This window comes from Vibrio sp. 10N.286.52.F8 (assembly GCF_041468745.1).
Lineage (GTDB): Bacteria > Pseudomonadota > Gammaproteobacteria > Enterobacterales > Vibrionaceae > Vibrio > Vibrio crassostreae_C.
This window is the reverse complement of sequence record NZ_JBFRJF010000015.1, coordinates 76215-101393: the sequence shown is the minus strand read 5'-3', so window position 1 is coordinate 101393 and position 25179 is coordinate 76215. Positions and strand designations below refer to the sequence as shown.

Genomic DNA, 25179 nt, shown 5'->3' with positions numbered 1-25179 from the left:
TAGTCAAAATGACATATAGGTCATAAGGCTCAGTGTTCGGAGTAAATTCATGCTTAACAATGCACATATCGAAATCATCAAATCTACTATTCCTCTACTTGAGAGCGCAGGCCCAGCTTTAACTCAGCATTTTTATCAACGTATGTTCACGCATAACCCTGAGTTGAAAGATATCTTCAATATGACTCACCAAAGAACAGGTCGCCAAGGCGTAGCACTGTTTGAAGCTATCGCGGCATATGCAAAGAACATTGAAAATCTAGCAGCGTTAACAACTGCCGTTGAACGTATTGCTCAGAAACACACAAGCTTTAACATTCAACCAGAGCACTACCAAATTGTTGGTTTGCACCTGATTGAGACATTACGTGAACTAGCTGCTGACGCCTTTACTCCAGAAGTGGAAGAAGCATGGACAGCCGCTTACCTATTCTTGGCGCAAGTATTCATCGATCGTGAAGCTGAACTTTACCTACAGCGCAAGCAAGCTGTTGGTGGTTGGGAAGCAGCGCGTGCGTTTGTGATTGCAGACAAAATCGAAGAGTCAGCGCTAGTAACAAGCTTTATCCTTCAGCCAAAAGACGGCGGTGAAGTTCTGGATTACACACCAGGTCAATACATCGGTATCGAAGTGAAACCAGAAGGCTCTCAATACAGCGAGATTCGTCAATACTCACTGTCTGATAAGCCAAACGGCAAGCAATACCGTATTTCTGTTAAACGTGAAGGACAAGGCCAAGAGACACAAGGCGTTGTATCTAACCACCTACACGATACGGTTGCTGTTGGTGATGAGGTTAGCCTATACGCACCAGCGGGTGACTTCATGTATCAAGAGCGCAGCAAGCCAGTAACACTTATCTCTGCAGGTGTTGGTGTAACGCCAATGCAGTCTATGCTTGAGTTCCTAAACACGGAAGATAAAAACGAGCCAGTACTTTACCTTCACGCTTGTGAGAACGTAGGCCAACACTCTTTCACGACTCGTGTTAAAGATATTGTTGCCGACAAAGGTTGGGAAGCGAAAACGTGGTACATGAACAAAGATGAATCTGCATGTGAAAACACGCATCAAGGTCAAATGGATCTAGCGTCTATCTCTGATACTAAAGGCTTTGAAGAGAGCGATTTCTACATCTGTGGTCCTGTTGGTTTCATGAAGAATATCGTAGAGCAGCTAGATGCAATGAAAGTTGACCGTTCACGCGTTCACTACGAAGTATTCGGCCCTCACGCTAACTTCTAATAGGTCTCGGCATTTCTAGTAACACTCGCCTGAACTATTAATACCTTGCCTATTCAAAGGCCTCACAGTGTGAGGCCTTTTTGGGTTTGGTTGGTTTTGTCTGACATCATCGACTACTGCAGAACACGATGGTTCAGCTAAGATCTTTTCGCTTCTATCTAAGAACGTTTCATCTTCTTGGACATGTAGTCGGAATCGAAAAACTCAGGCCAGTACATTTTTACGTAACCACCGGCAACCCAAATCACTAGAATGGTGGCGATGGTTAGCTCAAAGAAACCAAACTTGTGTAGCCAATACCATTGTGGGTATTCCGCGCCGAAAAATGTAGTTAGACGATGCATGGCAATAGCGCTGATCACAGATGGGAAGGTGACGGCAGCAATCGAAGGTTGGAACTTCAAACGCATCAGGCGGATGTAACACAAGTAAATCAACAAAGTCATGGTGATGGCAATGCCCGCCAATGCACCTGTTAGAATCGGGTCTGGGTTGTCGAAGTTAACCAAGTAAGCGGCTAAAGACAAGTTAACCGGAGCTGCCATGATAGCGAGTGTTGGTCTTGCTCGGCGAGGAAGATTGCCTTCGAACACCAAGCGGTATAACACCACTGGCAACATAAGGAAATAGATACCAATACAAGTGACCGCAAGTGTTTCTGAAAATACGGTGTGCCCGAACTGTGTGCCAGCTAAGGAACTGCTGATCAAACCGACCGGATACAGAAACCAACTCGGTACAATGTTCGACATTTTGAAGTTGATGATCTGAAAACTAAAGAACAACACCATCATGGTAAAGTGCAGCAATAGCGCGCAGAACCAAACTGGGTAGGCGATAGCTGGCGATATCTCGGCTAAATAGTCGCACAGAATCAGTAAAGCCATGCTCATTGGTGCCATCAAGCTTCCACTTAACGGGTGGCGAATGTCATTAAGGAAGGTATTAAAGCTCGTTAAATAGCGCAGTAAAACAGGCAGCAATAATAGCGCGCCGAATGCAGCGAGGTAGGGACGAATTATCTCACCAATGCCCGGGATATATAACGCCCAAGCTTGTCCTAACCCAATAACGCCAAGTGCTAAAGACGCCTGAGATGGCGGCACATTTTTTACTTGGGTTAATCTTCTCCAGTTCAACGACTTACTCCGACTTAGTTAATTAAAGACTTTTAGAATATTTGCTTTAGTTAGAGTGTGTAGGCCTTTCATCAATAGATTTTGAGGGCACTCAACTAATTTTGAGTGGATGATACCAAGTTTAACGTTTGCTTTTTTGATTTTGATACGGAATCGGGAGATTAAGCACGTTGAATGTGTGCTTTTGTTTCATGAGTCATTTGTAATTAACATACTTTCTCTTGTTGAGGGAGATCTTGTTGTCTTAGTTTTTCGTTTTTCAGCGTACGATTAAGCAGTTGACTGTAAATTGGCTGCCCACCCAACATTTGAGCAATGATTACCGCACCTAAGCAGGTGATGATCAACGGCAGGATCAGGTAGTAGTTATTGGTCATTTCAATAACCAACAGTATGCCAGTGATAGGCGCTCGAACAGTGGCAGCAAATAAGGCTCCCATGCCAGCAATGGCAAACATACCCGGTTCAATATTCAGTTCAGGGAAGAATGCCGCTGCGATAAGCCCGAACGCATAACCAAAGAGTGTTCCTAGCGCAAGCATTGGTGCAAAGATACCGCCTGGCGCACCAGAGCCGAAACAAAGCAGGGTTGTGAGGACTCGGCCTAAGAAAATCAGCAACAACACATTGGCGCTGTAGCTGCCATTCGTGATGTTCGGGATGATACCAATACCACCACCAGTTAATTCAGGTATATAGAGCAGCAACAAGCCAAAGCAACCACCAAGTAGGGTACCTGTCATCAAGTAGCGTTTACGGTCATTCTTGTGTATCGCCACAAACAGGTCTTGGGAAAGCGTGATCAGCTTATTGAAAATTACACCGAACAGACCGAACAACACACCTAACAGCAAGAACAACCAAAGTGCGTCGAGTTCAGGTGGCTGGTACTGAGGTATTGTAATAACGGCTGATTGACCATTGATAGAGCGAAATACAATGTTGGCCGAAACTGCTGAGATGATGACGGCTTTGATTGATATGAGTGAGTAGCGAAACTGTGGTCTCATCTCCTCGACTACAAACATGATGCCTGCCAGTGGTGCGTTGAATGCGGCGGCTAAGCCACCAGCGGCACCTGAAGCCAACAGTGAGTGGCGAGTGTCATCATCTTTGACTCGAAAGATATCAGTGACCATACGACCGATACTGCCGCCCATTTGAACGGTTGGCCCTTCGCGGCCTAAAACCATACCAGAGCCTAACGCGCCCATGCCGCCAAAGAATTTTACGGGTAATACTCTCCACCATCGAACAGGGCGCATGCCGTCCATTGCACCTTCGATTTCAGGGATACCTGAACCGGCAGCTTCTGGAGCAAAACGGTGAACGAGAAAATAACCAATAAAGGCGAATGCCGCACTAATAAGGAAAGCAGCAAGCCACAGTGGTAAATGGCTACCGATTTCATCTTTCAGCCAATCGGTACGAGTTTCTGTGATGAAATGAACCGCAACTTCGAAATAGGTACCCACTACACCAGCAAGTACACCCACAATACAAGAAAGGAAGAGAACCGAAGCTGGGGTCTTATCTCTTGAGAGAAATTGATTAATAGCATCCCTTGGCATCTTGGCTAGTAAGGACTGCTTAATTTTCTCTCTTCTGGTCATAAAGATAAGTTTCCTGAATGAGTTAAGGCGGGGTTGCATTAAATTATACGCTTCCTCTGCATATCCTATAGCAACAAAGATGAAAAGTTGAATTTCATTTATGGAATGTGCGTGTTACATAAATGGAATCTATGGTCAATAGTGGAATCACCGTCACAGTTTTGATCGATTCTCTGGCGGCGGCTTGAATATCCCCAAAAATGAACCATAGTTAAATCGTAAAGCAACATAACGAACCGCAAGGAGAAGTGAGGTTTTACACACAATTTGGATGGATTCAGAAACAAAGTTTTAGTTCCTCGTTAAATGTTCAGGTCGATATTTAAGGCTTCCTGATTCGCGAACTCACGATTGAGTAACGAGGGTGAGGCGTACTGAGTAAGTACGCCTTTAGTTCGTCTGGAGCATCCCATTTTCATCGTTCCCCCCCTTTTCTAGTGACACCCATACAACTTCTGGCTTAAATCATTCTCCGTATAAACAAGCGATTGGGGTCAATTTCTCCGTGATTGTGTATATACTCCCTTAAAAAGGAGAACTGATATGACTAAAAAAGTTCCTACAAACATCATTACGGGTTTCTTGGGGGTTGGTAAAACGACAGCCATCTTGAACCTACTAAAAAACAAACCTGAGAATGAAAACTGGGCTGTTCTGGTTAATGAATTCGGGGAAATCGGCATTGACGGTGCATTGATGACAGATCAAGGCGCTTTGATTAAAGAAGTGCCGGGTGGATGCATGTGCTGTACTGCGGGCGTGCCTATGTCAGTGGGTATTAATGCCTTACTTCGCCAAAAGCCAGACCGTTTATTGATTGAGCCGACAGGGCTTGGTCACCCTAAACAGGTTATAGCGACACTGACTTCCGATCAGTACACACCATATGTCGATTTAAAAGCGACGCTTGGTTTGGTTGACCCACGAAATCTGTCTAATGAAAAGTACACCTCGAATCAGAATTTTAATGATCAACTAAATAGTGCAGATGTGATTCTTGGCACTAAGGTTGACCTTGTTCATTCTGAAGACATCGATGTGTTCAATGATTGGGTGACGGATCAAACGCCAGCAAAAGTCTTCCATAAGCTAATTCACGATGGTGAAGTGCCATTGGAAGTGTTAGACATTGAAAGAGTATACGGCAGTGCTTCATCTCATATTGAAGCGCATCATCACGATCACGCTGAACAAGAGCCTCAATTCCAACTTCCTCCTGGTGAAGCTTTCATCCGTAAAGAGAATAAAGGACAGGGCTATTTCAGTTGTGGTTGGTTGTTTGGCGCAGAGCATAAGTTCGACTTCGATGCGCTATTCTCTATGTTGTCAGATCTAACGGCCGAGCGTGTAAAAGCTGTCGTGAACACCGACCAAGGTTGCTACGCATTCAATGTGGCGAATCAAGTCGTGTCTGTGAACGAAATTACGCTTGATGGCTTTGAATCTCGACTGGAAGTGATCGACTCGCAGCTCATGCCATGGGGCGATCTCGAGCAGATTCTACTCAAGCTGTGTGGCATCAAATAGCCCTGTTTTTGCTGTTTGAACCAAGGATCTTGGTGTTTACCTCGTTGAAGGCGGGATAAACACCAGATTAAATGAGAAAGTTTGCGTTATATCACGATAAATGTGAGATAAATCACTCTAATTACTTTATAGTGCTCGGCTGAAATAAGAATGTAGGCTGTCTGCTTAAGGAACCCGTAACAATGTCATTTTCCTCTCAAGGTTTTGCTCCTGAATTAGTCAAAGCGTTGACTGAGTGTGGTTATGAAAAACTCACTCCAATTCAACAAAAAGCGATTCCAATGGCTCGTAAAGGCCATGATATTTTTGCTACTGCTCAAACCGGTACGGGTAAAACAGCGGCATTTTCATTGCCTGTTATCCAACACCTTTTGAACAGCGGTAAAAAGGCGTCTAGAGGAACGGCTCGCGGCCTTATTCTTGCTCCAACTCGTGAGCTTGCTGCGCAGATCGCTCAAAACATTAAAGACTACGTTAAATACACAGATCTAAGTGTTTCTGCGGTTTACGGTGGTAACAAGATGTCTTCACAAGTTCGTCAACTAGAACTGGGTGTGGATATTTTGGTTGCAACACCTGGCCGTTTAGAAGAGCACTTAGAAGCGGGTAACGTGTCTATTGCTAACCTAGAATTTCTAGTATTTGATGAAGCTGACCGTATCCTTGATATGGGCTTTATCAATGCCGTTCGTAAGATCATGTTGGATGTAGAAACATCACCGCAAATCATGATGTTCTCTGCAACGACTTCTACTCAGTTAAACCAACTGTCTGTTGATATTCTGCGTAAACCAAAACGTATTAGTGTTGAGCGCGAAAACTCAACGGCTGCTACTGTCGGCCACGTGGTTTACCCAGTGGATCAAGAGCGTAAAACAGAACTGCTTTCTGAGCTGATTGGTCGTAAAAACTGGCGCCAAGTGCTTGTTTTTGTTAACTACAAAGAAACAGCGAACGATGTAGTTAAAGAGCTTAAGCTAGACGGCATTAAAGCAGTACTGTGTCACGGTGATAAAGCGCAAAGTGCTCGTCGTCGTGCTCTAGACGATTTTAAAGAAGGTAAAGCGCGTGTAATGGTAGCAACCGACGTTGCGGCTCGTGGTCTTGATATCGAAGACTTACCACACGTAATTAACTACGACATGCCTTTTCTAGCAGAAGACTATGTTCACCGTATTGGCCGTACAGGTCGTGCAGGTAAGCAAGGTCACGCTGTCTCTTTCGTTAACCGCGAAGAAGAGCTGACTGTCGTTCAAGTTGAAAAACTGATTCAACAGCGCATTCGTCGTGTTGAACAACCGGGCTATGAACCGAAGAAACGTGATGCTTACATCGAGAAGCTGAACACTAAATCGGCTTACAAAAACCGTCAGGGTCGTAAGAACAACGCGAACGAAGAGCCACAAGATCAAGCAAGCGCTGAACGTCGTTTGACTATGATGAAGCGAATTAAAAACCGTCGTAAGTAATTACGGTTGGTGATTGAAAAGAGCCACTGTTATGTGGCTCTTTTTGTTTGTATTGATCGCAATATTGTTTATTGTCATTACTGCTTCGTTTCAACCTCGCTTCATTTCAAGCCCGATCAAGAAACAAGAACTAATAAATAAAAACAAGTCGATAAGGTAATAATATGGATAGCGCACTACTTTGGGCTTTTATTCCCACGTTTTTCTTCGTGTCAATCACGCCCGGTATGTGTATGACTTTGGCGTTGACACTTGGAATGAGTGTTGGATACAAGCGTACATTATGGATGATGATCGGTGAACTGGCTGGTGTCGCTGTGGTTTCTATTGCCGCGGTATTGGGTATCGCTTCGATCATGTTGAATTACCCATGGCTATTTACGGGCTTTAAATTTGTTGGTGCGGGTTACCTGTTTTATTTAGGCGTTCAGATGTGGCGTTCGAGAGGCAAACTGGCGATCAGTACTGACAACCAAACAACAAAAGTCAGCAATGATTGGGACTTGGTGGTTCAAGGTTTTGTCACTGCAATTGCGAACCCAAAAGGCTGGGCGTTTATGATTTCTTTGCTGCCTCCTTTTATTAACAGCAATAAAGACTTAGTACCGCAGTTACTCATTCTCGTGTCGATCATTCTGGTTTCTGAGTTTGTTTGCATGACTTTATACGCGACCGGCGGTAAGAGCTTAAAACATATGCTCGGCAAGGCGGATAACGTTAAGTTGATGAACCGTATTGCTGGTACGTTGATGATGGGTGTTGGTGTGTGGCTGTTCGTGAGTTAATTCTGAAAAGCGATAACGGTTAGAGATCTCCGACTCAGTCGTCCCTCCTTCTCGAGGATGACTAGAGCTTGGTATGACGAGCTCTTTGGATGATGATAAGTTTTTAAGGCTTGGTTCCTTACTTAAACCGAAGAATGCATAGAATATAAAAAGAGCAATAGGGCATTTGGCCTTATCGCTCTTTTTGATTTTACTGAGCTAGCGAACAGAAACTAGATAACAGAAATGTTTCTGATTAGCCTGCGTTGTATATTTAAACCGCGATTTCACCGCCGTCTTCTCGACGAATCACAACCGTAGATGCTCTTGGGCGGACTTTGCCTTGAGTTTGTGCGGTTGCATCTTCAGACGATGGCCAGTTTGCCGGGTGTTGAATGTTCACAAACAGTGACTTGAAATCTGGGCTGATGGTAAAGCCTGTTACTTCACATCCGTTTGGTCCCACAAAGAAACGCTTTAGCTGCGCTTGATTGTTTGCATCAATTACCGCGCTGTTGCCTTGGTCATCCGTTAATTGAGATGGAACCACTGCCAGCATTTGGTCATTGGTGTAGCCAGTGACTTCGTCTGCGCCATTATCTGTCTGAATCCATAAAATACCACGAGCATCAAACGCTAAGCCGTCAGGACTCGCGAACTGGTTCATGTCTGTTAGACCAGAGCGGTTAATAGACTTGTCTTCCACTGCTGGTGAACCAAATACGAAGATATCCCAATCGAACTCGCCTGCCGTTTTGCCTTCATCCCAACGGATAACATGACCGAACTTGTTGTCTACGCGAGGGTTTGCAGAGTTCGCTTCTTTACGCTTGTTGTTATTAGTCAGCGTTAGGTAAGCCGTACCTGTCATTGGGTCAACAGAGCACCATTCAGGGCGATCCATTGGCGTTGCACCAACAAGGTCGGCAGCGCCTGCTGTATTGATGATAAGCGCTGCTTGAGAGTCAAATGAATCACCTAGCTTACCGCCGTTTGTAGTCTTGCTGCCCAACGTTAGTGGTAGCCAAGTACCTGAACCATCATCGTTGAACTTAGCCACATACAGTGTGCCTTTGTCCATGTACTTATCACCTGCACTTAGGCGATTGCTAGGCTCTGCGTCACGCGGGTCCCAATTTGCTTCAGAAACGAATTTGTAAAGGTATTCAAAGCGAGAATCGTGACCAGAGTAGAATACGATTGGCTCGCCTTCGGTCAACTTACCAAACGTACAGCCTTCGTGACGGAAACAACCCAGTGCAGAACGTTTCTTAGCGCGAGAGTTTGCTGTGTATGGGTCGATTTCAACAATGTAGCCGTGACCGTGTGCTTCGTTACGGTAATCGTCCATTGCTGACTCACCTGTTGGTGTTACGTCAAAGCGAGCAAATTCGTCTAGGCGTTCTTGTTTGTCACCAGAAAGCGTGTCCCAACCGTAACGTGTTTTGTCGGTAGCGATACCAATACGTTCTTGCGCTGGTGTTGTCTCGCCTTTGTTAACGAAATAACCCGGCCAGTTTTCTTCACACGTTAGGTAAGTGCCCCATGGTGTGTAGCCATTACCACAGTTGTTCAACGTGCCACGAGCTTGGCTGCCGTCTTGTGAGAACTTGGTTTTGGTAAATTCACTGTGTGCAACAGGACCAGACAGATCCATTACGGTCGCGCCTGTGTAGCGGCGGTTCAGAGGATCGTTATCGACCATCACCCATTGGTTGCCTTCAAGTCTTACACGAACCACACTCACGCCGTGTGCGTTGATCTCTTTACGTACTTCATCAAGGCTAGGGCGGTTGCCTTCATCGTATGTAGGACCATTAGCGTGCAGTGCTTTTTGGTCGATGTATTCGTGATTAATCACCAACAAACCGTCGTTGCTGTTGCCATTAAGCGGGAAGAAGTGCATGCCATCGTGGTGCATGCCCAGTGAGTTTGCTTGATCTTGTGCGTTGTTGGTTCCGTCTTCTAACCACGCCTTGCCTTGCTTGTTAAGTGGAGTACCCCAAGGAACTAATACTTGTGCTGTATAGCCTTTTGGTACAACGACACTGTCTGTCAATGATCCTTTAACCGATTCGAATGCAAGTGTTGCAGTGCTTTTTTGTGCGCCCGTTGTTTGCATTGTCGCAGCGTTAGCCGTGCTGTGACCCGCTAAACCAAACGCGCCAAATGCGGTCATTGCACTGATGCCTAAACCGCCTTTCAGAACGTTTCTTCTTGAAAGGTTCGCATCTAGAACTTCTTCGAAAGGCTTGTTGTTACTCTTATTGAATCGAGTGCTATCAAATGTTTCCTTGCTCATCGGGACTGCTTCCTGTTGGCTGACTTTATTATTCGTTATTTATGACTTACCCACTTACTAATGAATTGGTTAATAACTTGGGCTGATGTGTGAGCAATCGTGAAGCAGTTAAGTGACAGATTTTTATAGTTTTGATTAAGGTTTTGTTTCTGTAGCACGATTTTTGCTGCTAAGCCTCTCGTGCAATACAAAACTCTTGGGAATTAACGAAGAACTGTGTATAAATGCTTTATCAAACGAAAAGAGAGACAGTTATGAAATTAGATAAAATCGAAAACAAAAATCGTCGCCTACGCAAGAAGTTATACCTAGGTGAATTCGCTATTCTAGGTTTTGAAGTAAGCTGCACGACTTCGATTGCTGATTTTGACCAATACGATGTGTTCATCGATGAATTTATCGATTTTATCGACAGCATAGGCCTGTGCTTTGGTGGCGGTGGTCTAGAGCTGTTCGAAGGTTTCTTATGTTCTATTGAGCGCTACCGTTCAGTGACAGAAGCAGAGCAACTGCAAGTAGCGCAGTGGCTTGAAGCTCGCGCAGAAGTAAGCAAAGTAGAAGTAAGCGAACTTGTTGACGCAAACTACGCATTCTAAATTGGTGTTGTTCGGCTAGCTCAGTTGGAAGCGAATAGAGCTTTCCTGAGAGAAGCTTTATACATCAGTGAAAGGCCCAGTCGGTATATCGATTGGGCCTTTTTGCGTTTGGTCTGCGCTATTCTTGAACCATGATCCCTTGTGTAACTTTCATTTCTAGAACGAGAGTTTCTAACTACATATCAGTTTCTTACGGCTGTCTTTCTGGATAGTAAGAAGTTTGAATAAACTTGTGAGAGTTTTATGAGAATTCAATGAAGTTGCTGATAGATTTGATCGTCATTCTTAGAGTCAACAACACCACAGTTCGTTCTGGCAAAGGTAACGGTATATCGCTGTTATTCGTTTTGTTGGCAACGATAGGACTCGATAAAGGATGGAATCAAAATGAATAAACGTACTCAAATCAGCTTAGTGATCAGCTCGGCTATGTTGGCCTTCGGAGCGGCTCAAGTTCAGGCTGCTGAGCTTGAAGTCACTGTCACTAATGCAACGAAAGGGATCTACTTTACGCCTATCTTAGCGGTGGCTCATGACTCAAGCTTGTTCATGTTTAGAACGGGTGAAACGGCTTCTTCGGAACTAGAGTCCATGGCCGAAGGTGGCGATATTTCAGGTTTATCTGGTGTCATTGCCAACGCGGGAGGCGTGGTGGTTGAGAACCCAGCGGCCGGCATCCTCAATCCAGGCGTCGCAACTACGTTTGATATCAGTACTGGTGATTTAGAGTACCTATCATTGGGTGCAATGTTGCTGCCGACAAACGACGGCTTTGTTGGTCTAGATAGCTGGAAGATCCCAACTCAAGCGGGCACCTACAAAGCGACTCTAAATGGTTATGACGCAGGCACAGAAGCCAATGATGAGCTGGCGGGCAGTATGCCGAACCCTCCATTCATTACCTTTGGCGCTGGTGGCACAGGTGTAGAAACGGCAGTATCAAACGCTAAGGTTCATATTCATCCAGGTAACATTGGTGATGGTGATGCGGCGGGCGGCATCAGTGACCTCGATAGCAGTAGCCATCGATGGTTAAACCCTGTTGCAACTATCACCATTGTTGTGAAGTAAGGGGGATGTATGAAAGCTAGAATTCTATTTATCGCTGCATCAGTAGCTGTGTTAGCGGGTTGTCCGGACGATGACGACGATTACTATCGCTATGATGTGAGTGTTACTAACCTCACCCACAATCAACCAATGTCACCACTCGCGGTGTTGACTCACAATACGAATTTTGATCTGTTTGAAGTTGGGCAAAGTGCCTCTGTCGATCTGGAATACTTGGCGGAAGGGGGTAGTAATGCACAATTGCTTGCGCTCAGTGACAGTGACGCCAATGTTTATCAAGGCATCTCAGGCAATGGACTGATTCTTTCAGGTGAGCAAGACACGGTGTCGATTCGTGTCGACCCAAATCAAGAAGGGTATATCTCAGTTGCTTCCATGTTGGTGAACACCAATGATGCGTTTGTCGGCGAATCCGGATTATCGCTCAAGTCATTAGCGGTGGGTGATACCTTTACCATGAACATGAATGTTTGGGATTCGGGAACTGAGCTGAACGATGAGCTTGCTGCAACCATTCCGGGACCAGCAGGCGGTGGTGAAGGTTTTAATACCACACGAGACGACACCGATATAGTGAGTTTTCACTCTGGCGTAATCAGCCAAGATGATGGCCTTACGACTTCTACTTTAAGTGCAAATCATCGTTTCCTTAACCCCGGTGCAAGAATCACCATTACTCGAACTCAGTAACAGGTTGAAAGCACGATGAAAGAATTCCTGCTCTGTTCCGGTCAATTGAAAGGTGGGCGGACTCAGAATAGAGCAGGGATCATGAATAGTGCTGCGGTAAATTTGATGGCAAACATATTGTTGGTTGAAGACGATGATGACTTGGCTGAACTGGTGCAGATGCATCTTAAGTTCCAAGGGCATAACGTAATCAGAGCTAATGTGATTGAAAAGGCTCAGGCGCTCTATAAAGAGGGTCATTTCGATTTGATCGTACTGGATCGTGGCTTACCAGACGGTGACGGACTCGATTTCTGTCGAATGTTGCGTCAGCAAGAGGATTGGACGCCAGTACTCATGCTAACCGCAAGAGACGCTGAGTTAGATAAGGTGTCAGGCTTAGAAGCCGGTGTTGATGACTACATAACGAAACCTTTCAGCGTTCTCGAGTTTCAAGCAAGAGTGAGGAACGTGCTTCGCCGTTTAAGCCATGTCGAATCAGCGACTCAAGAGGTTGTGACAGCAGAATCGATTATGAATTTTGGTGTGCTCACTATTCAACCTGAACGCCATCAGGTGTCACTCAATAACCAAGACGTACCGCTGACAGCTACCGAGTTTACCTTACTTCATTTCTTAGCAACCCGCCCGGGGCGTGTGTATAGCAAAGACGAGCTGCTCGATCATGTTTGGAATACTCATCACTCTGGCTATCACCATACCGTGTGTAGCACAGTCAACCGTCTAAGAACCAAGCTTGCGATGCCGAATAGTGATGATGATTTCATTAAAACCGTTTGGGGTGTTGGTTATAAGTTTGAGTCGAAAGCTTAGGCCTATGTGTCGCGTCCGAAGTTTACTAAAAGGCCAGTAAGACCTAAGAGCCATCGAGGAGAGAACATGAGTTTCAAATCGCGTTTAGTGTTGTTCACCAGTTTGTGGTTTCTGCTCGTGAGTGTGGTGATTGCTTACACCTATCATTGGCAAAAAGAGACCATAGAGCAGAGAACTAAACAGAGCTTACACAAAGAGCTCGCGGTTCACATGCGCGATGATAATCCTTTGATGATTGGCACTGACTACAACCCCAAAGCCCTTAAATCCATATTTCATACCTTGATGTTGATTGGTCCCGATTTCGACATTTATTTTCTCGACAGCCAAGGAAATATCACGACGCACGCTGCGCCAGAAGGCACTGTGTTGGCAAGCCAGATAGACTTAGCACCCATTAGACAATTTTTAAATGACGAGCCTTATCCGATTCTTGGCGAAGACCCTATCAATCCTGATTCTCGTAAGGTGTTTTCCGTTGCTGCGATTGAAGAGTTGGGTTCAACAGTTGGGTATCTGTATGTGTTGATTGGCAGTAATCGCCATACCGTGATTGCTAATTCGCAAGTCGACACACCTTATATGGCGCTAGCAGGACTTATGCTGATCTCTATCTTGGGTTTTGCAGTTGGGGCTTATCTATTGGTTAAACGTAGCCTGTTAAACCCAATAGAAGCAGTAACCAACAAGCTGCAACAACAAGCAGAGCAAGATTTTCGATTGGACCCGAACTTCATTCATCAAGTACCAGAATTGGTGCCGATTGCACGCTCGTATCAGTTGATGGCGAAGCACATTCAACAGCAATTTTTGCAACTTGAATATCAGTCGTCACATCGAAGACAAAGCTTATTACAGCTCAGTCATGATTTGAAAACGCCATTGTCGAGTGTATTGGGGTATCTAGAAACGTGGAGGATTCAAAACCCACATTCGGATCCACTCATAGATGTGGCATATCGCAATGGCAACAAGTTATCTGAACAGCTCCATTCGCTGTTAGATAGCGCCAAGAAAGATAACCCGGTACCCACATATCAATACGCTTCAATCGATTTCAATGGGCTGATGAGCGAATGCTTAGAAACGATACAAAGCAAATATCGCCATAAAAATGTTGAGTTGAACATTAATATGCCTATTGGAATCAAGGCTGTGGGTGACAGTGATCTGCTTGAGAGGTTGATTTTGAATCTGTTAGATAATGCATTGAGGCATAGCCCAAGTGGCACTGTGGTGTCGTTAGATGTTGGTTTTGAAGCGGATTCCAAACGGGTGAAGGTGGTGATTCATAATGAGGTTGAACTGGAAGCGCCGAATGGTTCTTTGGGAATAGGAACCAAGATCGCGCAGTCGATACTGATGTTGCATCACAGTGTGCTAGAAACAACAAAGGCAGAGAACTCCTTTCAGCAAAGCTTTTACTTGCCTTCGGTATAGCTCTATCTGCCTTCGATTTAGCTTGATGTGTACTTACGTAGAAGTAACGTTAAGCGTCTTTTCTGTCTTCGTTACCTTCGTTCACTTTCGCGTAGAAGTGAAGCAGCTCAGTTAATTCTTTAACCCAGCCAAACGCATCTTTAGGTGCGTTCTTTAAGATCTTTTCTACTTTCTCACAGTGCACTTCGATTGCGATTGCTTCTTCAAGGTTGAAAGAAATTGAGTAGAAGTGCCAAAGCAGTAGGCGAGTCATTCGCTCAATGTTCTGTTGCGAGTTATCCGACTCTGAGAAGGCGAGGTTCACTTCACCAAGCGCGATAGCGGTCATTCGAAGCATTGCGTCAAATTTTGCTGATTGCATGCGCTCTTCGCTGGTGACTTCTTCTTGCTCGAACGTAAACAATTCCGTCATTGCATCTTCAGGTACAAGGCGATGAATCATTCTTAAACTAAATTCTTCTAGTTCATGGCGAGGCATGGTGATTAAGCAATTTAAGGTGTAGTCGCGTTGCATGGTGTTCTCTTGGATCTGCAAAAAGGTCGGACAGTTTAATGGAGAAGCGAGTTTAGAAAAAGCAGATTTTAGATAAGCCTGCGTTGGCAGGCTTATCTGTGTACTACAAGCCCTAAAATCGATGCTTAGGGGAACTGTATTTAGGTTTGAACGCAGTATCAGGCTTTGCTATGGCTTGGCGGTTGGTACTGCATCGACTGGTCGTTTCTCATGAATATGTTGCTCGCGACCAAACTGCCGATGCAAATAGAACCAAGGGCGAGCCAAGTCATCGCATCAGGAATCTCGTTGAATAGTGGGATCGCCAACAAGGTCGCCACTGCGGGTGTTGCACTGCCAAAAGCGGCAGAGCGTTCAGCCCCTAAGGTATTAACCGCATAAAGGTAAGTGAACGCAGCGATTAAACCCGCCCCAACGCCTTGCACTGTTGAATGAACGGCAAGCTCCGTGAAGGGCCAATTAGCGATTGGTGTGTCCATTAGGTGGCTTGGGAGGGTTCCAGTCAGGATTAGGACGAGTAAAAGCAAAGTAGAACAGAGAGAAATAAAACCGGCACTGACTAACGCATTAAGATTAGCGACACGGGCTGAGATGGTGAACATCGCCCACATTAAGCTTCCGCATAAAAACAACAAATGACCTTTGGTGTATTCGAAGTTGAAGCTGCTTAAGCTACTCCCTAAAAACAACAGTATGCCGAGCAAAACCAAACCTAAACCAACAACACGATGTCGGCTGAGTGGCTGCTTAAAAAAGAGTACCGCAATTCCTGTAACGAACAGAGGAAGCGTGCCCGGAACAAGAGCACTGCCATGAGATACCGGAACAAACTGCATGGCCGTTCCGGCAACAAGCAGATAAGGTAATCCGCTACCTACGAACATACCCGTTAGATACCGTTTAGGGACGACGGCAATTGCGCTGCGTGCTTTCCACATCAAAGGCAATAACACCAAAGCCGGTATGAGAAATCTTGTGAGAGCGATATCGGCAGGTGTTAAATCTGAATTTGCGCCGCCTTTAAGAGAAAGAAAAAAGCTCGCCCAAATGAGTAGGGTGACAGTAATAGATAAGTAGCCAAGATTCATAATATAGAAGGAGAGTGGGTGATGACTCATTATGGAACAGTTGGTGTGCCACAGGTTGGCAAGTTTTGGCTAAACTTGAACTATCGTTGATGATTTCTGCTAATATTCACCAAATAATTAACGGATTTAACTAATGTTTGGCATTTACTATGGATAGAATTGATAGACATCTTCTCGAACTGTTACAAAAAGATGGCAGGTTAACCACGGCTGAACTTGCTGATGAAGTGGGTTTATCACCTTCGCCTTGTGCAAGACGAGTTAAAAGGCTAGAAGAAAAGGGCATTATTGACGGTTATCGTGTGAGCTTGTCACGAGAACAAGTCGGCATCGCAATGAGTGTGTTTGTTGAGGTGAGCCTAAACAACCACCAAGAAGTGTCGATAGATAAGTTTGAGGCGGCTGTTGTAGAGATGGAAGAGGTGATCAGTTGCCACGTTGTATCTGGGGCTTATGACTATTTGCTAGAAGTGGTTAGCCCGAACTTGATGGCCTACGAGGCATTTACAAGAAAACTTCAAAGGCTCTCTAACGTGAAAGATATTCATACCCACCTTGCGATAAGACAAGTAAAAGGCAATGCACCACTGCCAATTTATACCGATTAAGCCAAACTCTGAGCAGTAACACGAAGGCAGAATGAGCTGAAAACGAAATGGTTTACTCCTGAAGTAGAAGCGCGGTCAATATCAAAAATCATCCATTAAGTGTCAGGCTTCAGGCAATAAAAAACGGAGCACCTCGTGAAAGGTACTCCGTATATGATAGGTGCAAAACTTAGTGATACTTAAAGTTAGAGATTGAACAATCCCCAGTTTGTGCATTAATTCTGAATGAAAAAGCATGTGAATGATAATCCACGCCGTCATTCCAAATTGTCTCTCCAAATATCTTACATAGCTCTAGCTCACTTACTGAACCGAACTCTTCCATGTGTTTAGCTACAGATAAAAGTTTACCTCTTATCTCTGCAGTCCATTCCGTGTTACTCAAGCAGTTGAAAGCCATAGTCTTTTGCATATTACCTAGCCAAAATGTTTCTTGTTATTAAGTTATATGAAGATTCATGATAACAATTTTCTGGCGTTTGTAAATCTATTTTGTGATGAATATCTCACATACTCGCTTGCATTGGTCGGAAATTGAACTTCATTGTTGATAGATAGCACATTACTTTTACAACCTATTGATAAAGCTTTGATTAACGAGTTCTTAGAATATTATGAATGGGATTGAGCATATTTATCGGAAAAGTCCAGTCGAACGAGTGAGAGAATCTAATGGTGATTTCAGTTTGATGCACCGTTTGCTGGTTGGTTTATGTGGCGGGCTTCGTCAATCATCGTCGCTTCTCTGCGGTATTTTGAAGACAGCTGACGGAATTTTTCACTGAGTGTATGGAGATCTCGGGAGAGTGATTGTGAGCTTTGGACGTGCACCTGCGCGCTTTCTGCCTGGCGTGGGAGTTTTGCTTTGGTGCAGTGTTTGGCGACGGCTTGCCATGAATACGCTAGAGAGTCAGCGCCTTCAAGTTCACTAGACACAAAATACGCCTGTTGTAGCAAAACCTCGGAGACGTCATACGCGGTATTCATATGACTATTGAGCTGCACATTAAACCTTTCTTCGTACTTTGCCCAAAGCTCAATGATCTGCTTTTCATTAAAGTGTTTAGATAACAATGTCTGTGACTCATAGGTTGAAAGAACTTGGTTGAACTCTTTGGTGTACTGACTATAGCGACCTTCAAAAGAGAGCTGACGATCCAACAGTGTTTGCCAGTTTTCACGGTCACAATGATTCGCTAGAGCGACATTGGCACTCAAAGTTACGCTTACAATGATAACTTTCCCCCAAAAACTCATGACTTTCCTCTACTTACCGTGCGCTCTATTGAGAGTATAGATGAGCAGCAGCATGAGTTGATGTACACTTGAGACATACCTATAACGGAAGAGCTGGTGGATTTGATGAAAAAAGCGCTGATCGCTTTACTTGTGTTGTTGATATTGGGCGGAGGGGGAGGAGCGGCATACTACTTCTTAGTCATGAATAAAGACCCAATCCCACAAGAGAAAACGGAAGAGCCGGCGTTAGAAGCTACCGAGCAATCTGAATCTGACCTCGTACCCATCATGGATCTTCAGCCTGAACCAGAGCAGACGGAATTTTACGTTTTGGAGAGAAAGCTAGAAGTGGTCGAGCAACCTGAAATTGATGGCTTGATAACGGATTACCTCTACAAAGGGGAAAAGGTGGAGGTACTCGAGAAACAGGGAGAATGGGCTCGTATCTCAGACTATATTGTCCTTAAAGATGGCGGCCCACAGACGGCGGAATGGGTCTCTATGTCAGGCTTATCGAATGATGAAGTCATTATTTCGGAAAAAGAAAGCAAAGAGATATTGGATTCCTATTTGGTTAAGTCTGATGACCTCAAGATCCATCAAGAAAAATTCCGTAATTCGGTGGCTAAACTGATCTCTGAGGGGGAGTGTGCCCCAAGTGATTTTGAAGAATTAGGCGGATGGGTGAAATCTGTTAAGTACAGCAATCGAGATGTCTATTTTATTTATTGTGGTGGGTTGTCCCTTGAAAACAAAATTTATCTTGATGTAAATACAAATGAAATATTTACGAAGTAAGATCCCACGCTCAATTTATTAATGCTATTTACTTAAGCCCACTCATAGATTGAGTGGGCTTTTTGTCTATTCATAATGCTCATCGTCCCCATTTAGAACGTTAATTATATTGAAGCTCATATAGAATCATTAGGAACCATTTATTAATTTCTAATAATAGTTTTGTTATTATTCTCGTGATCAATCATTTCAAATTCCCACATTGCATTATTCTTGAAACAAGCTGGGAGATATAGATTTATCTCGTATTAACAAAGGCTTATCTGCTTGTTGATAAAAGTAAAATTAAATAAACCTTATTAATATCAGAGCTTTGCGTTAATTTACATGTTCGTAACATTTCATTAATTTTGGGATGCAAGTCTAGTTTTTAATCATAATACGAAAATATTTTATATTTGTAATAATACTTTTTGATTTTGAGTTGTAGGGTTTAATTAAAGCAAAACGTAAAGTTTAATTATCAGCTAAGACATTATCTTATTAACATCATTGTTATTTAATTGCTTGTAAGGGATGGAACCATTAATGAAAAAGCTTGCTTTAATTACAGGGTCAAAAGGCGGTATCGGCTCAGCAATTTCCTCTAAATTAGTTGCAGACGGCTATCGTGTTATCGCGACTTATTTTACTGGAAATTACCAATGTGCCTTGGATTGGTTTAACGAAAAACAATTCACCGAAGATCAAGTGAGATTGTTTGAATTAGATGTTACCAATACTGCGGAATGTGCGCTGAGCTTAAGCAAGTTGTTAGAAGAAGAAGGCACGGTGGATGTACTAGTCAATAACGCAGGTATTACACGTGATAGCGTCTTTAAAAAGATGGATGCCGAAGCGTGGAAAGATGTGATTGAAACGAACTTAAACAGTTTGTTCAACGTGACTCAACCTTTGTTCGCTCCTATGTGTGAAAAGGGTAACTGCCGTGTCATCAACATCTCTTCCGTCAATGGTCTTAAAGGTCAATTTGGACAGACTAACTACTCAGCAGCGAAAGCTGGAATGATTGGTTTTTCTAAAGCTTTGGCTGCAGAAGGCGCTCGTAGCGGCGTAACCGTGAACGTGATTGCCCCTGGCTACACAGCAACTCCTATGGTTGAGCAAATGAAGCCTGAAGTACTGGATTCAATCAAGAACCAAATTCCGATGAAACGCTTAGCAACACCTGTTGAAATTGCAGATGCAGTGGGCTTTTTAGCGAGTGAATCTGGCGCGTACATTACAGGCGAAACATTGTCTGTGAATGGCGGCTTGTACATGCAGTAATTGGCGAAACTGAAGGGGTTGGAATGATGGAAAAAGTATTTATTGTTGCGGCTAAGCGCACTCCTATTGGTGCATTTACCGGGTCGCTAAAAAACGTATCTGCGGGTGAACTGGCTGGCGTTGCGATCAAAGGTGCACTTGAGTCTGTCGATCTTTCGTTAGATGCGATTGATGAAGTAATCGTCGGCAACGTGATTTCGGCAGGTCAAGGCATGGGGGTTGCTCGTCAGGCTTCCATCTATGCAGGGCTTCCTGAGGAAACACCAGCATACGGCGTGAACATGATTTGCGGCAGCGGAATGAAATCAGTGATGGACGCAGCGGCGCACATCAAAGCACAAGATGCTGAAGTGGTTATTGCTGCTGGCGTTGAAGTGATGTCACAAATTCCTTTTGTGGTACCAGCGAGCGTTCGTAATGGTCACAAAATGGGTGACATCTCAATGAAAGACTTACTGGTTGGTGATGGCTTAACCGATGCGTTTAATCACTACCACATGGGCATGACCGCTGAAAATATCGCGAACACGTTGAATATTTCGCGCCTAGCTCAAGATAACTATGCCTTAGAAAGCCAACAAAAAGCCGTTGCTGCGATAGAGGCGGGTAAGTTTAACGAGCAAATCGTGCCTGTAGAAGTTAAGCAGCGCAGACAAACCGTCACTTTTGATACCGATGAGTATCCGAAGTCAGACGCGACATTCGAAGGTCTGCAAAAGCTTCGTCCAGCTTTTGACCGTGAAGGGTCTGTTACGGCAGGTAACGCTTCGGGCATCAATGATGGCGCGAGTGCAATCATCTTAGCCTCAGAGAGTGCAGTAGCGAAATACGGACTGACACCACTGGTAGAGCTAACGAGCTACGCACAGTCTGGATTAGATCCAAAGATTATGGGTTTAGGCCCAGTAGAAGCCGTTTCTAAAACGCTTGATAAGGCGAATCTCACTCTAGAAGAAGTAGATTTGTTTGAATTGAATGAAGCGTTTGCAGCACAAGCTCTTGGCGTAATGTACCAATTGTCAGAGCAGCATGACTTACCGCTTGATGAGTTCAAGCCAAAGGTCAATGTGAATGGTGGTGCAATCGCGCTTGGCCATCCTTTAGGTGCTTCAGGCAATCGAATTATTGTTGCACTCATCCATGAAATGCTTGAACAGAAAACGACTTATGGCGTTGCTTCACTCTGTGTGGGTGGGGGAATGGGAACCGCTGTTTTGCTAAAAGGTATTGAAGGTTAGAGCCTGATATATCGGTAGCAAGCTTAAATATCGGATCAGCTTTTCAAAGCATCGCGAGTTAATCGATGAGCGTTGGCTGAAACGATAGTGACACAAATTTATTAAACTATGTATTCATCAGGAGTTACTTATGTACACGGATATTTTCAAAACAATTACTGACCAAACTGAAAAGCAATTTGAACCGTACTTAAAGTTCAACAAGTTGGTTGCAAAGAACGTCCAAACGATGACAGAACTGCAAATGAATGCAATGCAGACTTACACGAACATGGGTCTTGCGCAAATGAAAGCAGTGACTGAAATCAAAGACGTGACTAGCCTAACGGCGTTCAACAGCCAGCAACTAGCAGCGCTAACTCAATTGTCTCAACAGATGATGAGTGATAGCTCAAAAATGCAAGCTGCTGCAAAAGAGTTCAAAGAAGATGTTGAAACACTAACAACTGAAAACTTGAAAACAGTTACACCTGCATAAATAAAATCGCCATCGAGTCAGCACAGTGTTTACTGTGAGGCTCGGTGGCGATTTTCCGATTATTGGAGTCATGTTATGTTTCAACACTTCTTTTCGGACTACCTTGTTAAACTTCAACAAACAAACCAGCAATGGTGGGAAAACTTTGAACAAAACAAGGAAGCCGCGCAATCTCCCCTAAATCAAGCGATGCAAGAGTTGAATTTTGATGATGCGTCAAAAATCTTCGAGCAAGCCGCTAACCAACCCGCCGTTCTCCTTCAGTTACAATCCCAGTGGTGGGAACAGCAACTTAAGATTTGGCAAAATGCCGCACTGATGGGTAATACCGAAAGCGTCATTACTGAAGAGCGCAGTGATAAACGCTTTATTGATGAAGCGTGGAAAAATGACCCGTTTTACAGCTTTATCAAGCAGTCTTATTTGTTATTCAGCAAAAGCTATATAGACACCATTAATTCAATCGAAGGCATAGACGAGAAAACCAAGGAACGTGTGGCGTTCTTTTCACGTCAGGCTATCAATGCTCTTTCTCCTAGTAACTTCATTGCGACTAACCCAGAGTTGATGAAGCTAACGCTTGAGCGCAATGGTGAGAACTTGCTAGATGGGCTAGAGCAGCTACAAGCTGACGTTGAAGCGAGCGCGGATATCCTCAAGATCCGTATGACCAACAATAATGCCTTCCGATTAGGTGTTGATGTTGCGAACACGGAAGGTGATGTCGTTTTTCAAAATGATCTGTTCGAGCTTATTCAATACTACCCAAAAACACCTCAGGTGAACGCCACGCCTTTGTTGATCGTTCCTCCATTCATCAATAAGTACTACATTCTCGACCTTCGTGAAAAGAACTCAATGGTTCGTTGGTTGCTTGAGCAAGGGCACAGCGTCTTCATGATGTCTTGGCGCAACCCAGGTGAAGCGCAAAAAGACTTAGAGTTCGGTGACTATGTCACGGAAGGCGTAGCGAAAGCCGTGACGGCAATTGAAGATATCACGGGTAAAGAGCAAATCAATGCTGCAGGTTACTGCATTGGTGGTACTGTTCTCGCTTCAACGGTCGCTTACTATGCTGCTAAAAGAATGAAGAAACGCATTAAAACTGCGACCTTTTTTACGACTCTATTAGACTTCTCTCAGCCGGGAGAGGTTGGCGCATATATCAATGAAACGATCATTAACGCCATTGAGAAACAGAACGATGCTAAAGGATTCATGGATGGTCGTTCATTAAGCGTGACATTCAGTTTGCTTCGTGAAAACAGCCTGTACTGGAACTACTACATTGATAACTACCTAAAAGGCAGCAGCCCAATGGAGTTTGATCTGTTGTACTGGAACAGTGACAGCACTAACGTTGCAGCTAAATGCCATAATTTCTTGCTGCGTGAGCTTTACCTTGAGAATAAACTTGTTCAAGACAAAGGCGTGAAAGTAGGCGGTGTCTGGATTGATCTCAATAAGATAAAAATACCAAGCTACTTCATTTCAGCGAAAGAAGATCATATCGCGCTTTGGCAGGGGACTTACCGTGGTGCCTTGAATACCGGTGGCAACAAGACGTTCGTGCTTGGTGAATCTGGTCATATCGCGGGTATTGTTAACCATCCAGATAAGAAGAAGTACGGGTTCTGGCTGAATGACAACCTAGACGACTCGGCGGATGAGTGGCTAACTAATGCGACTCATAATGAGGGGTCTTGGTGGACACACTGGAATCAGTGGCTACAAGGTTTTGAAACTGACGAAAAAATCGAACCTTTCAATCAAGGCTCAGAGCTTAATCCTGTGATTGGCAAAGCGCCAGGCAACTATGTAAAACAGGTGCTGCCGATTGTCGATCAAGAGCAGGTTGATAAAGAGACCGCAGAGAAAGAAGCGCCAGAAAACGAAGCTTAGGGCGTTAAGTCACATTCAATTATAAAGATACACAACGTCAGATAATAAAAAAGCCACTGAAATCAGTGGCTTTTTCGTATCAACTCATATCAGAATTATCTGGTAGAAGTTGATGGAATCTCGATTGTTAATCGATTTCTTTGTCTTTACCCATAGATAAAATCCAAAGAGATACGGCTGCAACACCTGCAAAGCCACCAAGAATGATAACTGGCATAGCGCTGTAACCTAGGATGTGCCAAATTACGCTTTCTAAAGTACTCATTCAATCGCTCCTTATTGCCAGCCTTCAACGCCGTGCATGTCTGGTAGTTTGTGTGCAATACCTTTGTGACAGTCTACACACGTTTTTTCACCAGAAGCTAGCGCAGTCGAGTGTTGTTTCGCACTACGGGGGCTCTGCTCTGAGAAGTCCATGTAATCGAACTGGTGACAGTTACGACACTCAAGTGAATCGTTCTTCTTCAATCGAGCCCATTCGCGTTCCGCTAGGTGAGCACGACGTGCTTTGAACTTTTCTTCAGTATTGATGGTTTTCGCAATAAAGTGTGCGTATAGCTCTTTAGATGCTTGAACCTTACGAACAATTTTATCTGTCCATTCATGAGGAACGTGACAGTCTGAACAGATAGCACGAACACCAGAACGGTTAGAGTAGTGAATTGTCTCTTGGATTTCAGCAACGATAGGTGCGTGACAGCCAGAACAGAATTCTTCCGTGTTGGTTGCCTCCATACCCGTGTTGAATGCACCCCAGAACAAAAGACCACCCGAGAAACCCAAGAACAAAACAACGCCTACGGCTGCTTTGCTTGGTGTCGCAAGTCTTTTCCAAAACGCTTTAAGTAATTTTATCATATATAGCCTCTCTTACAGTCCGGCTACGATTAACGCAGTGAATCTACAGGTTTGAACTCGTTCTCAACTAGTGGCTTAGCATTAGCTTGAGGTACGTGACACTGTAGACAGAAGTAACGACGAGGTGATACGTCTGCAAGTACCGCATCTTCACGGTTCATGTAGTGAGTTACACTCACTTTAGTAGCACCCATTTCTTTTGCGTTTTTCCAGCTGTGGCAAGAAAGACACTTGTTAGCGTTAAGAGAAACTTCATAGCTACGAATAGTATGAGGCACTAGAGGTGGTTGGTATACGTAGTCACTCTCAAGTACTTGGTCACGAGGGAACTTTTTGAAGTCATCTGCTGCGCGAGTTGCTTCAAGTTCACTTGCACCACGTAGAGATTCTACGCCACCAATGCCGCCTGGGTTATCCAGTTCAGCTTCAGCTTGAACTGCACCAGCTAGCAAAAGACCAGCTGATAGTAGGGCAGTAATCAGTTTTTTCATGGTTAATTTCTCCGCCTAAAGGCTAA

General features: G+C 44.3%; 26 protein-coding genes. 16 read left to right on the top strand and 10 right to left on the bottom strand.

Annotation, left to right across the window (positions count from 1 at the left end):
* Positions 1-49: 49 nt before the first annotated feature.
* Complete coding sequence (gene hmpA, locus AB4133_RS09470; RefSeq protein ID WP_017062636.1) at positions 50-1246, top strand: NO-inducible flavohemoprotein; 1197 nt, start codon at positions 50-52, stop codon at positions 1244-1246.
* 158 nt (positions 1247-1404) lie between these two features.
* Here hmpA and AB4133_RS09465 read toward each other — a convergent pair whose 3' ends face one another.
* Positions 1405-2352 (bottom strand): TDT family transporter, encoded by a 948-nt coding sequence (locus tag AB4133_RS09465; RefSeq protein ID WP_017062635.1) that lies wholly within the window; start codon positions 2350-2352, stop codon positions 1405-1407.
* A gap of 239 nt (positions 2353-2591) precedes the next feature.
* Positions 2592-3998, bottom strand: coding sequence for a H(+)/Cl(-) exchange transporter ClcA (gene clcA / locus AB4133_RS09460; RefSeq protein ID WP_017062634.1), 1407 nt, complete (start codon positions 3996-3998; stop codon positions 2592-2594).
* A gap of 543 nt (positions 3999-4541) precedes the next feature.
* Between clcA and AB4133_RS09455 the strand changes: the two genes are divergently transcribed.
* From AB4133_RS09455 to AB4133_RS09445, 3 genes are all read left to right on the top strand, one after another.
* Positions 4542-5525, top strand: coding sequence for a GTP-binding protein (locus tag AB4133_RS09455; protein WP_017069160.1), 984 nt, complete (start codon positions 4542-4544; stop codon positions 5523-5525).
* 182 nt (positions 5526-5707) lie between these two features.
* Complete coding sequence (locus AB4133_RS09450) at positions 5708-6994, top strand: DEAD/DEAH box helicase (protein ID WP_017062632.1); 1287 nt, start codon at positions 5708-5710, stop codon at positions 6992-6994.
* 164 nt (positions 6995-7158) lie between these two features.
* Positions 7159-7779, top strand: a complete 621-nt coding sequence (locus tag AB4133_RS09445) for a LysE family translocator (protein ID WP_248400753.1) — start codon at positions 7159-7161, stop codon at positions 7777-7779.
* 253 nt (positions 7780-8032) lie between these two features.
* Here the strand turns inward: AB4133_RS09445 and AB4133_RS09440 are convergent, their stop codons facing one another.
* The gene (locus AB4133_RS09440; RefSeq protein WP_372224266.1) at positions 8033-10060 is read right to left on the bottom strand and encodes a PhoX family phosphatase; all 2028 of its coding nucleotides are present in this window, start codon (positions 10058-10060) and stop codon (positions 8033-8035) included.
* A 254-nt stretch (positions 10061-10314) separates the two neighbouring features.
* Between AB4133_RS09440 and AB4133_RS09435 the strand changes: the two genes are divergently transcribed.
* The 6 genes from AB4133_RS09435 (at position 10315) to AB4133_RS09410 (ending at position 14670) form a co-directional block, all read left to right on the top strand.
* The gene (locus AB4133_RS09435) at positions 10315-10656 is read left to right on the top strand and encodes a YggL family protein (protein WP_004731398.1); all 342 of its coding nucleotides are present in this window, start codon (positions 10315-10317) and stop codon (positions 10654-10656) included.
* Between the two features lie 254 nt (positions 10657-10910).
* Complete coding sequence (locus AB4133_RS09430; RefSeq protein ID WP_017067451.1) at positions 10911-11051, top strand: hypothetical protein; 141 nt, start codon at positions 10911-10913, stop codon at positions 11049-11051.
* Complete coding sequence (locus AB4133_RS09425) at positions 11044-11727, top strand: spondin domain-containing protein (RefSeq protein ID WP_372224265.1); 684 nt, start codon at positions 11044-11046, stop codon at positions 11725-11727. The genes AB4133_RS09430 and AB4133_RS09425 overlap by 8 nt, the downstream gene beginning before the upstream one ends.
* 9 nt (positions 11728-11736) lie before the next feature.
* Complete coding sequence (locus AB4133_RS09420; RefSeq protein WP_372112852.1) at positions 11737-12417, top strand: spondin domain-containing protein; 681 nt, start codon at positions 11737-11739, stop codon at positions 12415-12417.
* Positions 12418-12498: 81 nt separating this feature from the next.
* Entirely contained in the window at positions 12499-13230 is a 732-nt protein-coding gene (locus AB4133_RS09415) for a response regulator transcription factor (protein WP_017067448.1), read from the top strand.
* A gap of 66 nt (positions 13231-13296) precedes the next feature.
* Positions 13297-14670 (top strand): sensor histidine kinase, encoded by a 1374-nt coding sequence (locus AB4133_RS09410; RefSeq protein ID WP_372224264.1) that lies wholly within the window; start codon positions 13297-13299, stop codon positions 14668-14670.
* Between the two features lie 49 nt (positions 14671-14719).
* Here AB4133_RS09410 and AB4133_RS09405 read toward each other — a convergent pair whose 3' ends face one another.
* Both AB4133_RS09405 and AB4133_RS09400 read right to left on the bottom strand, forming a co-directional pair.
* Positions 14720-15184, bottom strand: coding sequence for a hypothetical protein (locus tag AB4133_RS09405; RefSeq protein WP_017064489.1), 465 nt, complete (start codon positions 15182-15184; stop codon positions 14720-14722).
* A 158-nt stretch (positions 15185-15342) separates the two neighbouring features.
* The gene (locus AB4133_RS09400; protein ID WP_017064490.1) at positions 15343-16272 is read right to left on the bottom strand and encodes a DMT family transporter; all 930 of its coding nucleotides are present in this window, start codon (positions 16270-16272) and stop codon (positions 15343-15345) included.
* Between the two features lie 149 nt (positions 16273-16421).
* Here AB4133_RS09400 and AB4133_RS09395 point away from each other — a divergent pair, with 149 nt between their 5' ends.
* Entirely contained in the window at positions 16422-16880 is a 459-nt protein-coding gene (locus AB4133_RS09395) for an Lrp/AsnC family transcriptional regulator (RefSeq protein ID WP_017062622.1), read from the top strand.
* Positions 16881-17049: 169 nt separating this feature from the next.
* Here AB4133_RS09395 and AB4133_RS09390 read toward each other — a convergent pair whose 3' ends face one another.
* Together AB4133_RS09390 and AB4133_RS09385 are read right to left on the bottom strand one after the other, a co-directional pair.
* Positions 17050-17292, bottom strand: coding sequence for a hypothetical protein (locus AB4133_RS09390; protein ID WP_017062621.1), 243 nt, complete (start codon positions 17290-17292; stop codon positions 17050-17052).
* Positions 17293-17561: 269 nt separating this feature from the next.
* A complete protein-coding gene (locus tag AB4133_RS09385; protein ID WP_372133679.1) occupies positions 17562-18137 on the bottom strand; it encodes a hypothetical protein in 576 nt (191 codons plus the stop codon).
* 96 nt (positions 18138-18233) lie between these two features.
* On the opposite strand from AB4133_RS09385, the gene AB4133_RS09380 reads away from it, so the two are divergent.
* From AB4133_RS09380 to phaC, 5 genes are all read left to right on the top strand, one after another.
* On the top strand, positions 18234-18917 hold the full coding sequence (locus AB4133_RS09380; RefSeq protein WP_017072234.1) for an SH3 domain-containing protein: 684 nt from the start codon (positions 18234-18236) through the stop codon (positions 18915-18917).
* Positions 18918-19445: 528 nt separating this feature from the next.
* Complete coding sequence (locus tag AB4133_RS09375; RefSeq protein WP_017062618.1) at positions 19446-20186, top strand: SDR family oxidoreductase; 741 nt, start codon at positions 19446-19448, stop codon at positions 20184-20186.
* A gap of 26 nt (positions 20187-20212) precedes the next feature.
* On the top strand, positions 20213-21424 hold the full coding sequence (locus tag AB4133_RS09370; RefSeq protein WP_102320772.1) for an acetyl-CoA C-acetyltransferase: 1212 nt from the start codon (positions 20213-20215) through the stop codon (positions 21422-21424).
* Between the two features lie 130 nt (positions 21425-21554).
* The gene (locus AB4133_RS09365; RefSeq protein ID WP_017062616.1) at positions 21555-21902 is read left to right on the top strand and encodes a phasin family protein; all 348 of its coding nucleotides are present in this window, start codon (positions 21555-21557) and stop codon (positions 21900-21902) included.
* A 75-nt stretch (positions 21903-21977) separates the two neighbouring features.
* A complete protein-coding gene (gene phaC, locus AB4133_RS09360) occupies positions 21978-23804 on the top strand; it encodes a class I poly(R)-hydroxyalkanoic acid synthase (protein WP_017072236.1) in 1827 nt (608 codons plus the stop codon).
* A 127-nt stretch (positions 23805-23931) separates the two neighbouring features.
* On the opposite strand, the gene AB4133_RS09355 is transcribed toward phaC, so the two are convergent.
* The 3 genes from AB4133_RS09355 to AB4133_RS09345 are packed head-to-tail and all read right to left on the bottom strand — an operon-like array spanning position 23932 to position 25153.
* A complete protein-coding gene (locus AB4133_RS09355) occupies positions 23932-24069 on the bottom strand; it encodes a TIGR02808 family protein (protein WP_010430103.1) in 138 nt (45 codons plus the stop codon).
* 11 nt (positions 24070-24080) lie between these two features.
* Entirely contained in the window at positions 24081-24662 is a 582-nt protein-coding gene (locus AB4133_RS09350) for a NapC/NirT family cytochrome c (RefSeq protein ID WP_009845456.1), read from the bottom strand.
* A gap of 29 nt (positions 24663-24691) precedes the next feature.
* Positions 24692-25153, bottom strand: a complete 462-nt coding sequence (locus AB4133_RS09345; RefSeq protein ID WP_017062614.1) for a nitrate reductase cytochrome c-type subunit — start codon at positions 25151-25153, stop codon at positions 24692-24694.
* Positions 25154-25179 lie beyond the last annotated feature (26 nt).